This is a genomic window from Burkholderia ambifaria AMMD, assembly GCF_000203915.1.
In the GTDB taxonomy this organism is placed as follows: domain Bacteria; phylum Pseudomonadota; class Gammaproteobacteria; order Burkholderiales; family Burkholderiaceae; genus Burkholderia; species Burkholderia ambifaria.
Genome location: NC_008390.1, coordinates 3,460,015 through 3,473,151, shown reverse-complemented (window position 1 = coordinate 3,473,151; position 13,137 = coordinate 3,460,015). Strand labels below are relative to the sequence as shown.

The 13,137-nt window shown below is 65.6% G+C and carries 10 protein-coding genes; 7 read left to right on the top strand and 3 right to left on the bottom strand.

Annotation, left to right across the window (positions count from 1 at the left end; all coding sequences use genetic code 11):
• Positions 1-95: 95 nt before the first annotated feature.
• From BAMB_RS15890 to BAMB_RS35350, 6 genes are all read left to right on the top strand, one after another.
• Positions 96-827, top strand: coding sequence for an OmpA family protein (locus BAMB_RS15890; protein ID WP_011658211.1), 732 nt, complete (start codon positions 96-98; stop codon positions 825-827).
• Between the two features lie 107 nt (positions 828-934).
• Positions 935-3,814, top strand: coding sequence for an Ig-like domain-containing protein (locus BAMB_RS35355; protein ID WP_011658210.1), 2,880 nt, complete (start codon positions 935-937; stop codon positions 3,812-3,814).
• Positions 3,815-4,225: 411 nt separating this feature from the next.
• Positions 4,226-6,556 (top strand): type I secretion system permease/ATPase, encoded by a 2,331-nt coding sequence (locus BAMB_RS15880; protein WP_011658209.1) that lies wholly within the window; start codon positions 4,226-4,228, stop codon positions 6,554-6,556.
• Positions 6,553-7,803: an HlyD family type I secretion periplasmic adaptor subunit gene (locus tag BAMB_RS15875; RefSeq protein ID WP_011658208.1), complete on the top strand. Its 1,251-nt coding sequence runs from the start codon at positions 6,553-6,555 to the stop codon at positions 7,801-7,803. The genes BAMB_RS15880 and BAMB_RS15875 overlap by 4 nt, the downstream gene beginning before the upstream one ends.
• A 269-nt stretch (positions 7,804-8,072) precedes the next feature.
• Positions 8,073-9,293: a TolC family protein gene (locus BAMB_RS15870; RefSeq protein WP_041491408.1), complete on the top strand. Its 1,221-nt coding sequence runs from the start codon at positions 8,073-8,075 to the stop codon at positions 9,291-9,293.
• A gap of 45 nt (positions 9,294-9,338) precedes the next feature.
• The gene (locus BAMB_RS35350; protein WP_011658206.1) at positions 9,339-10,205 is read left to right on the top strand and encodes a hypothetical protein; all 867 of its coding nucleotides are present in this window, start codon (positions 9,339-9,341) and stop codon (positions 10,203-10,205) included.
• 68 nt (positions 10,206-10,273) lie between these two features.
• Here the strand turns inward: BAMB_RS35350 and slmA are convergent, their stop codons facing one another.
• Genes slmA through argB form a run of 3 tightly spaced genes read right to left on the bottom strand, consistent with a single transcriptional unit; the run spans position 10,274 to position 12,593 of the window.
• Entirely contained in the window at positions 10,274-10,939 is a 666-nt protein-coding gene (gene slmA / locus BAMB_RS15865) for a nucleoid occlusion factor SlmA (RefSeq protein ID WP_041491294.1), read from the bottom strand.
• Complete coding sequence (locus BAMB_RS15860) at positions 10,906-11,697, bottom strand: pyrimidine 5'-nucleotidase (RefSeq protein ID WP_011658204.1); 792 nt, start codon at positions 11,695-11,697, stop codon at positions 10,906-10,908. The genes slmA and BAMB_RS15860 overlap by 34 nt, the downstream gene beginning before the upstream one ends.
• Positions 11,694-12,593, bottom strand: coding sequence for an acetylglutamate kinase (gene argB / locus BAMB_RS15855; protein WP_006754950.1), 900 nt, complete (start codon positions 12,591-12,593; stop codon positions 11,694-11,696). The genes BAMB_RS15860 and argB overlap by 4 nt, the downstream gene beginning before the upstream one ends.
• A gap of 295 nt (positions 12,594-12,888) precedes the next feature.
• Here argB and BAMB_RS15850 point away from each other — a divergent pair, with 295 nt between their 5' ends.
• On the top strand, positions 12,889-13,113 hold the full coding sequence (locus tag BAMB_RS15850; protein ID WP_041491293.1) for a cysteine-rich CWC family protein: 225 nt from the start codon (positions 12,889-12,891) through the stop codon (positions 13,111-13,113).
• Positions 13,114-13,137: the final 24 nt, after the last annotated feature.

Sequence of the window (13,137 nt, the reverse complement as noted above, 5' to 3'; positions counted from 1 at the left end):
TTGTCGCCCGCCACGCCACGCATCACACCACGCGCAAGCGACTCCATTTCCACCGATCAATTTCCATGAGTCCGCGTCGAGCGGACTGAACCATCATGAAAACACCACAACATTTTGTTCGCCGGGGCCTGCTCGGCGCATTCGTAGTTCTGCTGAGCGCATGCGCGACGCAATCCGGCCCGACGTATACCGTTCGGGCGATCAAGGCCACCGATCAACAAGGGCCCGTGTTTCGCGTGACATGTGAGGGGCTGGTATCCAGCACGCGCTCGTGTGAAGCGGCTGCGCAGAAAGTCTGTGCCGGCAAGCCGGTTACGCCGCTGCAGGCCGTCGATCGCGTTCGTGGCGGCGCCGCGATGGGCGATCCGCGCGAATTGACGTTCATGTGCGGCGTGCCGCCTCAGGCGAGTGTCGCACCTCCTGTCGTCGCGCAACCGCAACCGGTCGTGCAGGCGCAGCCGGCGGCCGAGCCCGTCGCGCAGCGTCACGTGCTGCTGCAGGGCAGCGCGAACTTCGCGTTCGACAGCGCGGCGCTAACGCCGAGCGCCCGCCAGGAACTCGATCGCTTTCTGGACGTGAATCGCGAGGCCCGATTTCGCCGTGTGACGGTCACGGGCTACACCGATTCGCAGGGTGCGCATGCACATAACGTTCGACTGTCCGAGGCGCGTGCGCGCGCGGTGGCCACGTACCTGCGCACGGGCGGGCTGCACGCGGAACACTTCACGACCGTCGGCAAGGGCGCGGCAGAGCCGGTCGCCAGCAACGCGACGGCCGAAGGGCGCGCGCAGAACCGACGAGTCGAAATCGAACTCGAGAAGGCATAACGAACGTGATTGACGACTCCGCGGTCACCGGTGACGGTCGCCGCGGAGCGCGGATTGAAATGTCCGGATGGCTCCGGGGCATCCTGGACTGATACTAGAAGGTAAAAATGGCAGAGCAGAAAGCAACGACGCGTCCGTCGCGTCCGACAATCGAAGCAGTCACCGACAACGTACCGCCGCACACCGGCGTGATCCAAAACGGCGGCCTGACCAACGACTCGAAGCCGACGGTGAGCGGTCGCGGCGATCCTGGATCGACGATCCATCTTCTGGTGGATGGCGTCGAGGTTGGAAGCGTGGTGGTCGGTGCAAACGGGACATGGAGTGTCGCGCTCACGCAGCCGTTGAACGACGGCGAGTATCGCCTGACGGCGCGCGCGAGCAACGACGTCGGCATGAGCGTGCCGTCGACGTCGTACGGCATCCAGGTGGACGTGACACCGCCGTCGCAGCCGAAGATCGAAGCGGCGACGGAGGGTGCGCAGCCGACGCTGTCGGGTCACGCAGAAGCGTATTCGACGGTGGCGATCTACGACGGCACGACGCTGCTGGGCACGACGCAGACGAATATCGACGGAACGTGGACCTTCCAGCTGACGTCGCCCCTGTCGAACGGCACGCATGCACTGACGGTAACGGCGACGGACCCGGCGGGCAATACGAGCGCGCGCTCGGACGGTTTCGACGTGACGGTGGGGCCGGTGGCGCCGCCGGTGCCGCTGGCGAAGGCATTGCTCGACGACATGGGACACGACAGCGGGAATTTTAATTTCGACCGTCTGACGAACGACGGCACGGGCGGGCGCTTGCTGACCGGTCACCTGATTGGTGCGCTGGCGGCGGGCGAGAAGGTGCAGGTGTCGACGGACGGCGGACGGACGTGGCTTGACGCGCTGACGAACCCGGACGGCACGTGGATGGTGACGGACCTGAACGAGCACAGTGGTAACTGGACGATCCAGACGCGCGTGGTGAACGGCGCCGGCGCGGCGGGCGAGGTGAAGGTGTACGACGTCGAACTGGACACGACGTCACCCGATCCGGTGCTGAAGGCGGTGCGCTCGGGAAATGTGATCGACGTCTCGTTCGCCGGCAAGGACATGGTGGTCGGGGATGCGATCAACGTGATGATCGGCGATCAGCGCATCTCGTACAACCTGACGGCGGCCGATATCGCGGCCGGCCGGGTGAAAGTGACGATCCCGGCGGGCATCGCGGCGACGATGGACGAGCACGCGAGCTATGGTGTCGCGCTGGTGGATCGGAGCGGGAACATTTCTGACTATCTGGTGACAAGATTTGTCGAGAAAGTGAACCCGGGAACGGGTACCGATGCGGGCATCGAATATCAGACCGTGGATTTCAACGATCGCAAAACACAGGACTTCAATGGCAGCATGCCGATCGACTTCGGCTTGTTTACAGCGGTGCTCGCGAAGCCGGTGTCGGTCAACGGTAATCCGGGTGTCGAGCAGGGTATTCGTACTGGCAGCGGCGGTGGCTTCGGGCTGGGGTACAAGAAGATCGTGCCGGAAAGCGGGGAGACGGGGTTGCTGATCAACCTCACCGGGATGCCGAAGTTTTACCTGAACAACGGCGCGCACGCGCGTGCATTGACGGTCGATCTCGGCATCAGCGTCGGGGCGAGCTATGAGCGTATGACGGCCTATTTCTATGACGACGCCGGCAAGCTGATTTATCGGGAGGAGCTGAGGGTCAACGGGACAACGCCGAACGGCGAGATTCATACGTATCAGGTCGTCTTGCCGGATAACCTGCAGTTCTCCTCTTTCAGCATCGGATGGTATTCAGGCACCGGGGCACTGGGTGGCCTGAATGCGCTCTGGATCGACAATGTTGGATTTGCGGGTGGAGACTTTTCGACGTTGTCGCACGCGGTGAATGTCGACTTCAACGATAAAAAGCCGCAAGACATCAACGGAAGCATGCCGATCGACTTTGGCACGTTTACCGCCGTGCTCGGTAAGCCGGTGCCGGTCAACGGTAATCCGGGTGTCGAGCAGGGTATTCGTACTGGCAGCGGCGGCAGTTTCGGGCTGGGGTACAAGAAGATCGTGCCGGAAAGCGGGGAGACGGGGTTGCTGATCAACCTCAGCGCGATGCCGAAGTTTTACCTGAACAACGGGGCGCATGCGCACGCATTGACGATTGATCTCGGCATCAGCGTCACGCAGAGCTATGAGCATATGACGGCGTATTTCTACGACGCCGCGGGCAAGGAGATTCATCGGCAGGATCTGTTGATCAACGGGAGAACGCCGAACGGCGAGATTCATACGTATGAGGTGGTCCTGCCGGACAACTTGCAGTTCTCGTCTTTCGGCATCGGATGGTATGCGAACAATGGGGCAATAGGTGGCTTGAATGGGCTCTGGATCGACAACGTCGGTTTTTCCGGTGGCAGTTTCGCCAAATCGACCTGGGAAACGGTCACGGAACTCGTTCCTCCGGCCGACGTGCAGCACGTGCTGACGTACGCGGATGCCGAGTATTTCGGCTCGGCTCACGGTACGGAATTCCAGCTCGACAACGTGTCGTACTTCATAAACCAGCATGCCGGTTTGCATGGTGGTGCGGGCATCGATACGCTGAAACTCATGGGTGCCGGTCAGACGCTGGATGTGTCGAAACTGTTGAACGTCGGCGGCCACGACAAGATTTCGTCGATCGAGGTCATCGACATCACCGGTGCGGGCAACAACACGCTGAAGCTGTCGATGCGTGACGTGCTGGAACTCGGTCACGAGAACGTGTTCCGAACCGATGGCCACACGCAATTGATGGTGAACGGCAACGCCGGCGATCGGGTCGAGTTGTCTGGCATGGACGGGCTGGACCTCTGGCGCGGCCAATGGACGGACCAGGGCCTGATCGCAGTCAACGGCCAGGCGTACCGCGTATACGAGAACGCGGCGCTGCACGTCGAACTGCTCGTGCAATCGTCCGTATCGACCCAACTGCTTTAATCCGCGCGCGGGCCGGAATCGCGTCGAGTCGAGACGCGGTCCCGGCCCGTGTCGTTTTCGCTGGGCTGAGGCCAGCGGTTGGGTTCTTTCCGTTGTTTTTTCATGCGTAGCCCGCAGCGAGTTGCGGGCTGCGCATGTCTGCGTATTCAAAGACCTCCATTCAAACTTGTCCCAATGGTTCTGGATTCCTTTTGGGACTCGTCCCATTTTTGCGCGTAGGCACATTTCGTAAAGTTGTTGCTTTCCTGTCGCGGTTCCATTGGCGTCCTGCGATAGCCGTCCCGTCCCGTCATGCGACGGGAGACTCAGCCGCATCGGTGTATGCGCCTACCCTGTCGCTCGTGCGAAACAGCCGCGTCCTGGAGCGCGCCAGGGTTCCGTGAATTCCAGTGGCCAGATAGCGATTTCGATATGAATGCCCGACCTCCCGAGACCGGTGGCGGTAACGCGCCGAATCTTCCGGACACCCTCACCCACGACAGCCTGCTCGATTCAGTCGCATGGCTTTGCACGCACTACGGTTTGGGCAGAAGCCATGCAGTCCTTGTTTCCGGTCTTGCCAAATACGGCCCGCTGACACCATCGCAGGCGATCGAGGCGCTGACGCAGGCCGGTCTTGCGGCGAAGCTGGTGGAGCGGCCGCTGACGCAGTTGCCCGAGCATCTGTTGCCGGCCGTGCTGTTGCGCCGGAACGGTAGCGCGTGCGTGCTGCTCGGCTGGCGCATTGACGATTCGGCGGAGCAGGACGCACGCATCCGTTATCGCGCTGTGCTGCCTGAACTCGGCGATGGGCCGGTCGAATGCACCGCCGCGGAACTGGGCGAGACCTACGCCGGCTACGCGATGCTCGTGAAGCCGGCGGCGAAGGTCGACGCGCGTCCGGACGACCTGCCGACCGAACCAGCCGGGCACTGGTTGCTGCGAACGCTGTGGCGCTATCGCAGCTATTACGCGAGCGCGGCGGTCGGCGCGTTTCTGATCAACGTGCTGGGCCTCGCCAGCGTGTTCTTTACGATGAATGTCTACGACCGTGTCGTTCCGAACCAGGCGTATGTGACGCTCTGGTCGCTCGCGATCGGCGTCGCGCTCGCAATGCTGATGGAAGCGGTGTCGCGGCACGTGCGTGCCCATGTGCTCGATACCGCGGGCAAGAAGGCTGATCTGGTGCTCGGCACCCTGCTGTTTCGGCAGGCGCTGGCGATCCGGATGGAGCACCGGCCGGCGTCGGCCGGCTCCTTCGCGCACCGGTTGCGCGAGTTCGAATCGGTGCGGGACTTCGCGACATCGGCGACGCTGTCGGCAGTATCCGATCTGCCGTTCGTCTTTTTGTTCGTTGGCGTGGTGTTCGCGGTCGGTGGCCCGCTCGGCTGGATTCCGCTCATGATGATCCCGCTGATCGTCGGCCTCGGCACGATCGTGCAATGGCCCCTCGCGCGTGCGATGCGCGAAAACTTGCGTGAAGCGTCGTTGAAGCAGGGCGTGCTGATCGAGTCGATCGACGGGCTCGAGACGCTGAAGGCAGTCGGCGGCGAAGGCGCGATGCGCCACCGCTGGGAGGCGTTCAGTGCGAAGACGGCGGCCTCGTCGATGCAGTCGCGCGAGTTGTCCAGCATGGCGACCAGTTGTGTGTCGTTCCTGCAGCAGATGCAGACCGTCGCGATCGTGATCGTCGGCGTGTACCTGATCGGCGAAGGCAAGCTCACCCAGGGCGCGCTGATCGGCTCCGTGATGCTGGCCGGCCGTGTGACGGCACCGCTCGGGCAGGTCATGGGGCTTGCGCTGCGGTTTCAGCAGGCGAAGAGCGCAATGCATTCGCTCAACGAACTGATGGCGATGCCGGTCGAGCACGAGCCAGGACAGGATTATCTGGCGCAGCCGCCGCTCAGCGGCCATGTGAAGCTCGACGGTGTGTCGTTCCAGTATCCGTCGGCCGGCCTGCAGCAAAACGCGCCCGCGCTGGATCAGATATCGGTGGAGATCCGGCCCGGCGAGCGCGTCGCGATACTCGGCAGGGTCGGCAGCGGGAAATCGACGCTGCTGCGCTTGATTGCGCGGCTTTATCAGCCGACGGAGGGCAAGCTGCTCGCCGATGGGCTCGACGCCGCCCAGATCGCACCGGCCGACTGGCGCCGAACCTTCGGCTACGTCGGCCAGGACAGCCGGCTGTTTTACGGTTCGCTGCGCGAGAACGTGACGATCGGCCGTCCCGACGTGCCGGCCACGGAACTGCTGCGCGTGCTCGAGCTGACGGGGCTCGACGCGCTGGTCGCCCGGCATCCGCTCGGCGCGAATCTTCAGGTCGGCGAAAACGGCCGTGATCTGTCGGGCGGGCAGCGCCAGCTCGTCGCGCTGGCCCGCAGCCTGATCGCGCGTCCGCGAACATTGTTGCTCGACGAACCGACGAGCGCGATGGACTCCCAGACGGAGTCGCAGTTCATCGAACACTTGAAGCATGCGACCTCCGGCCAGACGCTGGTCGTGGTGACGCATCGCACGTCGCTGTTGGCGCTCGTCGACCGGATCGTGATCGTCGATCAAGGCAAGATCGTGATGGATGGGGAAAAGGCGCGTGTGCTGGCGGCACTGTCGGGTCAGCCCGAGGCGGATGAGCATCCCCCGCAGCCCGAGGCGCAGCGAAACCGTGCGCCGAAAATCCGCGTGGTCGAGCGCGGCGTGCAACCCGGTGCGTCGCCAGCGGAATCGAACGGCGGCGTGGTGTCGTCGGCTGCGGAGGCATCATGATGCGGCGCATTCGATCGATGCCGGGCCGCGGAACGGCGCCGCGCCTGCGAGCCGGCGATGCCGCCTACATGAGCGACATTCGCGAAGCGCTGCTCGTGCGCTCGTCCGCGGGTGCGCAGCTGATTCTCTATCTGATCGCAATCGTGCTCGGCGCCGGCCTGGTGTGGGCGCACTTCGCTCGCGTCGAGGAGGTCACGCGCAGCGAAGCGACGGTCGTATCGCCGAGCCGCGAACAATTGATTCAGAGTCTCGAGGGCGGCATCGTCCAGAGCGTGGCGGTGCGCGAGGGCGAGGTGGTCGAAAAAGGGCAGTTGCTCGCGAAGATCGATCCGGCACGCGCGCAATCGAGCTATCGCGAAGTGTTGACCAAGGCGCTGGAGCTCAAGGCGAGCGTGTCACGCGCGCGTGCCGAAGCCTATGGGGTGCCGCTGGACTTTCCGGAAGACGTGAAGCGCGAATCCGGCCTCGTCGCGCAGGCCACCGCAACCTACCGTGCCCGCCGCCGCGCGCTCGACGAGCAGGTCACCGCGCTGGAGAAGAGCCAGGCGCTGGTCCGGCGCGAGATCGCGATGTCGGAGCCGCTCGCGGCGAAGGGGCTGGTCTCGGAAGTCGAGATCCTGCGCATGCGGCGTCAGTCGACGGACATCGCCGCGCAGATCGCCGAGCGCCGGAGCCGTTTCACCGCGGAGGCCAGTACCGAGCTGTCGCGGCTCGAACAGGAGCTCGCCCAAACCAACGAAGTGCTGGCCGGGCGCGCGGACGTGCTGGCGCGCACCGATGTCGTCGCGCCGATGCGCGGCGTGGTGAAGAACATCCGCATCCGCACCGCGGGTGGTGTCGTGCAGTCGGGCGAACACATCATGGAGATTGCGCCGCTCGACGGCCGCGTGCTGGTCGAAGCGCGGATCAAGCCATCCGACGTCGCGTTCCTGCGGCCGGGGTTGCCGGTGCTCGTGAAGCTGAGCGCGTACGACTTCTCGATCTACGGCGGATTGCACGGGCACGTTGTCAGCCTCGGTCCGGACACGTTGAAGGATGATCAGAAGGCCGCGATGGGGCGTCCCGACGCGAACTATTACCGGCTCATGGTCGAGACGGACTCGGACGCGCTCGCCGCGGCCGGCAAGCGTCTGCCGGTATTGCCGGGCATGCAGGCAACGGTCGATATCCGCACCGGCGAGAAGACGGTGCTCGATTACCTGCTCAAGCCGATCTTCAAGGCCCGCGAGGCCTTCAGGGAGCGTTGAGCATGAGCGGATTTCGAATGAACGGCGCGTGCGTCGATGCGCGCGAATCTCGTGCGGGGCTTCGGCTCGCCGCGTCGGCGGTATTGCTTGTCTTGTCGATGTGGCAATTGGCCGGGACCGCGCACGCCGCCAATATCGTGCCGCCACGTGTTGCGATGGCGTCGACATCGACTGACGCGCAGGCTACTGCCGCCGGCTCCGATGGACCCACGGGCGCATCCGCGCCGACGCGCGATGATTCCGCGTCGGCACCTGCCGCGGGGCGCGCGATGACCGAGCGCGAATTGCGGCAGATGCTGTATGCCGCGGCGGAAGCGGCCGTCGACGTCAGTCCGCAGGTGCGGCGCCTTTACGCGGAGTACCAGGCGGCGCAGTCGGATGTCGATCAGGCGAAAGGCGCGCGTTGGCCGCAATTGCAGTTGAACGCCCAGACGCGCGCCGCGCAGTTCGGCTCGAACGCCGGCAGCGCATACGATCCAGGCAACGCGCTGAACGTGAACCTGACGACGACGCTGTTCGACTGGGGCCGCACCGAGAAAACGATCGGCAGCCGGCAGGACCTCGCGAGCGCGGGTCAGGAGCGCTACGTTGCGCAGATGGAAGATTCCGCCTATCAGGTCACGGCTACCCTCGTCGAGCTGTCGAAGCAGCGCAACATCGCCACGTTGAGTCAGCGCTTCGTCGACCGGATGGCGCGTCTCGTGCGGATGCTCGAGGAGATCGTCGCGATCGACCGCGGTCGCGGCAGCGAGCTCACCCAGGCGAAGGCCCGTTTGCTGCAGGCCGAGGCGAGTCGCGATGCGGCGCTGGCGAAATACCGAACGGTCGAGCTGAATCTTCGCAAGCTGGTGGGCGAGCGGCCGGTGCCGACGCTCATGCTGACGGACTCGCACTGGCCGCTGCATCCCGGCAATCTCGACCGGCTGATGTCCGCGCTCGATGAAAACCCGCGCCTCCGACAGGCACGCGCCGAAGCGAGCGCGGCCGAACTCAACCGCGATGCGGTGCGCGCGGCGTCCAGGCCGCAACTGAACTGGGTCGTCAGCACGAATACCGGCCAGGATGCCATCGGACGCCGCATGCCGTGGCAGACGATGCTCACGTTGACGTGGAATGCGTTCACCGGCGGCTCGGCGACTGCGGCGACGGACGCGGCGACGTTCCGTGCGTCGGCGAGCTGGAGTCAAGTCGAACAGATGCGCCTGGATCTCGAATATCAGGTGCGCAGCGCGGAGGAGGATGCGCAGGCGTTCGGGGAGCGGGCGGATCAGTATCGCGACTTGTCGGTCGAGTCGGCGCGCGTGCGCAGCGCGTTCTTCGACCAGTGGTATCACCTCGGGCGCCGCTCGCTGCTGGACGTGCTGATTGCCGAGAACGACGACTACAACAATCGCGTCAACGAGGTGGCGTACCGATTCGATGGCTATGCCGCGACGCTGCGGGGCTACGCATCGGCGGGCATGCTCGTGCAATGGTTGCGTGAGGGATGACGTATCGCGCGGTGTCCGGCACCGGCCGCGCAACGAGGGGAAATCATGAATCCTGGATCGATCGAGAACTGGTTTGAAGTGCCGCCGCCAAGAGCGGCTTCCTACCTGCCCGGTCCTTATGGCGTTCGGCACGGCGTCACCGATCGCTTCGCGCGCTCGTCGTCGGGGGCGGTCTATCTGTCGAGCCGTCGTTTTGTTATCGCCGCCGACGTGTGCGCGGCCGATTTCGGGCACGACAATCTGGCATGGAGCCGCCAGCCGCTACAGCGCGGTCGCGGCCGCAGTCGCCTCGTATTGTCCGCGATCGGCGGTGCATTGGTCGGTGCAGCGTTAATGGCGTTGCTCGGCGGGATGATGGCAGTCTGCGGCGCGGAGTTGGGCCATCCGGCGCGGGGCGGCCTGGCCGCGGGCAAGCGGGCGTCCGCGTCGGTTGTTGCGGCGGCCCACGAGGCGGTGCCGGTGCCGCCTGCAACGCCGGTTTCGGATTCAGCGCTGGCTTTGGTGCCACCCTCTGCGCCGACGGCCAGCCACGCGGATGCGTTACCCGATCCAGTCCGCGTGGCGAGCGGGCATCCGGCATCGGCATTGCAGCCGACGCCACTTCGGCGGCCCGACAGGACGGGCGTGCGCGCCCGCGAACGCGGGACGGGGCGGTCGATATCCGCGAAAGCCACGTTGCGTCGCGTGCCGGGGCAGCCTCCCCGAGTGGCGCCGGCAGAGCCGTCCGTACCGTCCGTATCGGGAGCGCCGGACCGATGCGGCGCCGACTGGCCGTGTGGCGACGCGCTGCGCGCGTTGCAGGTCGAGCTGAAGCACCGGGAAGCGAGCAAGCCAATACCGGCGGCGGTACAAAGCAATGCGGCGCAGACGTCGGTTCGCCTGACCGACCACCGGCGCGTGACCGAGTGGTAATTCGGGGGCTGTGAAAGCCGCTGCTTGCTCGGGCGCTTCAGTGTCGTGCCGGAATCCGTGTCACGCGTTCACTGCAGAATCAGCAGCAGATGCGCATCGGCCTGTTCACCCGGCACCTGCTTGAATCCGCTCTTCGCGAAACGATGCCAGCGCCCGATCACGTAGCTGACGAGCAGGCTCGCGCGCGCGGCGGGATCGTAGTCGGCCGGCAACGTGAACGGTGCGGCGCCGTCCTGCGGCGCGTTGGCCTCCGTGCGCGCGACCCTCAGGCATTGCTTGACGGTCGCCTCGATCCGGTCGAGCAACTGATTCACGCGTTCGGTGAGCCGCTCGTCCTCGCCGATCAGGGCCTCGCCGGTCAGCACGCGCGTCATCCCGGGGTTCTTCGCGGTGAAATTGAGCATCGTCAGCGCGATCGTGCGTGCCTGCAGCACGCCGTTCGGCTCCTTCGCGACAATCTGGTTGACGAGTCCGAACAGCGCCTGCTCGATGAACTCGATCAGCCCTTCGTACATCTTCGCCTTGCTGGCGAAATGCCGGTAGAGCGCGGCTTCCGACACGTCGAGCCGGGCCGCGAGCGCGGCGGTCGTGATTTTCTCGGGCTTCGGCACCTCGAGCATCGCGGCGAGCGTCTGCAGGATCATCACGCGCCGCTCGCCCGGCTTCGGGCGCGGGCGGGACGGCGTGGCCTGGTCTTCCTTTACGGCTTGGTCCTGCGGGTAAGTCGGCTGCATTTCTGTCGCCCCGATCGTGTGCCCAGTCGGAGCGATTTTAACGAACGAATGCGCTGGTCGACATAATGTGGACGGCCGATGCTCGGCAGATGGCCCGGCAGGTGGCCGGTGATCCATACGGTACCGATGCCGAGCCGCTTGTAGCGTTTCAGATGGCTGCGGGTATCTTCAACGAGGATCGCGTCGGCCAGCCGCGCGTGCGCGGCACGCAAGGCCCGGCGCAGCATCGTGTGGTCGGGCTTCGCGCGCCAGGTGCGCCGGTCGCGCATGTGCTCGATCGCGATCACGCGTTCGAACAGCCGCTCGATGCGCAGCTCGCGCAGTACCGCGCGCGCGTAGTTCTCCGGCGCGTTGGTCAGCACGAACTTGCGACCCGGCAGCGCGGCGATGATGCGCGCGAGGCCGCGCTCGGCGCGCAGCATCGCGGGCAGGTCGGCAAACGTGTGGACGACCCGCAGGAAGTCGTGCGGATCGATCGGATGATGGCGCGTGAGGCCGAGGAGCGCGGCGCCGTAGCGCTGCGTGTAGCCGGTGCGCAGGCGGTCGGCCTCGGCACGCCCGACTTGGAGCGTGTCGATGATGTACTGCGTCATCGCACGGTTGATCTCCGGAAAGATCGCGTGCGATGCGTGGTGCAGCGTGTTGTCGAGATCGAACAGCCAGACGGGCGTGCCGGCGCGCGGCCGGCTGCGGGAGATGCGCCGGCGTCGCAGCGACGCCGGCAGGTCGGGAGGCTTGGGCAGGCGGCGTGCGCTCAATGCGAGCGGATCATCGTGCCGAACGGCTGCTCGGTCAGGATTTCCAGCAGCACCGAGTGCTCGATCCGGCCATCGACGATGTGCACCGACTTCACGCCGCTCTTCGCGGCGTCGAGCGCCGACGAGATCTTCGGCAGCATGCCGCCCGAGATCGTGCCGTCCTCGAACAGCGCGTCGATCTCGCGTGCCGACAGGTCGGTCAGCAGGTTGCCGTCCTTGTCCATCACGCCGGGGATGTTGGTCATCATCAGCAGCTTCTCGGCGTTCAGCACGGTCGCGAGCTTGCCGGCGACGAGGTCGGCATTGATGTTGTACGACAGGCCGTCCTCACCGAAGCCGATCGGCGAGATCACCGGGATGAACGCGTCGTCCTGCAGCGCCTTCACGACGGCCGGATTGATCGCCTCGACTTCGCCGACCTGGCCGATGTCGATGTACTGGCCCGGGTTGTCGCGGTCCGGCATCAGCAGCTTGCGCGCGTGGATCAGGCCGCCGTCCTTGCCCGTCAGGCCCACCGCGTGGCCGCCGAAGTGGTTGATCAGCGTCACGATGTCCTGCTGCACTTCGCCGCCCAGCACCCATTCGACGACTTCCATCGTCTCTTCGTCGGTGACGCGCATGCCCTGGATGAAGGTGCCGGCCTTGCCGATCTTCTTCAGTGCCTGATCGATCTGCGGACCGCCGCCGTGGACGATCACCGGATTGATGCCGACCAGTTTCAGCAGGATCACGTCGCGTGCGAAGCCTTGCTTGAGCCGCTCTTCCGTCATCGCATTGCCGCCGTATTTGATGACCACGGTCTTGCCGTGGTAGCGACGGATGTACGGCAGCGCTTCCGCGAGGATTTCTGCTTTCAGCGTGGGGGCGATCTGCGAGAGGTCGATGGGCTCGGACATGGCGGCAGCTCTGGCTGGGAACGGTTGAAACAGGGCGAATTGTACAGGAGTGGCGCAGCGCAGCATCGGGTTTTTGGGCTGGCCGGACGGTGGGTGCCGCGGGCCGCGGGCCATACGCGGCGGCCCGCTGGCCATGGCGCCGCGCCCCGCGACGGTGACGCGGGCCGGGCGGGCGGCGCGTGTGCCCGGACGTGTTTGCGGGACGCATCGGCCGATCGGCCGACGTGCAAAATCCGTCCGCCGCGCTATGCTTGTCGCGTAGGGTGACGTTCATGCCCGTTACCGCGCCTTCGCCATGACCGATTCCGCCCTCGACGCCCGTTCGACCCCGCGCCGCGCGCGCTGCCCGCACTGCGGGCGCGGCTTCGACTGCGGCGCCGGTACCCAGCCGTTCGACTGCTGGTGCGCGTCGATGCCGGTCGTGCCCGGCGGCGCGCCTCCGGCGGCCGGCGCGCGCTGCCGGTGCCCCGAGTGCCTCGCCGACGAGATCGCGCAGCGCATGGCCGGTGCGGCCGGCTGACGGCTCAGGCTCGTGCAACCGGCC

Excerpts from the sequence above, each read along its gene's own strand:
- BAMB_RS15875 (WP_011658208.1), top strand. The coding sequence starts at position 6,553 with ATGATGCGGCGCATTCGATCGATGCCGGGCCGCGGAACGGCGCCGCGC.
- argB (WP_006754950.1), bottom strand. The coding sequence starts at position 12,593 with ATGTCCGAGCCCATCGACCTCTCGCAGATCGCCCCCACGCTGAAAGCA.
- BAMB_RS15890 (WP_011658211.1), top strand. The coding sequence starts at position 96 with ATGAAAACACCACAACATTTTGTTCGCCGGGGCCTGCTCGGCGCATTC.
- BAMB_RS35355 (WP_011658210.1), top strand. The coding sequence starts at position 935 with ATGGCAGAGCAGAAAGCAACGACGCGTCCGTCGCGTCCGACAATCGAA.
- slmA (WP_041491294.1), bottom strand. The coding sequence starts at position 10,939 with ATGCAGCCGACTTACCCGCAGGACCAAGCCGTAAAGGAAGACCAGGCC.
- BAMB_RS15880 (WP_011658209.1), top strand. The coding sequence starts at position 4,226 with ATGAATGCCCGACCTCCCGAGACCGGTGGCGGTAACGCGCCGAATCTT.
- BAMB_RS15850 (WP_041491293.1), top strand. The coding sequence starts at position 12,889 with ATGACCGATTCCGCCCTCGACGCCCGTTCGACCCCGCGCCGCGCGCGC.
- BAMB_RS15870 (WP_041491408.1), top strand. The coding sequence starts at position 8,073 with ATGACCGAGCGCGAATTGCGGCAGATGCTGTATGCCGCGGCGGAAGCG.
- BAMB_RS35350 (WP_011658206.1), top strand. The coding sequence starts at position 9,339 with ATGAATCCTGGATCGATCGAGAACTGGTTTGAAGTGCCGCCGCCAAGA.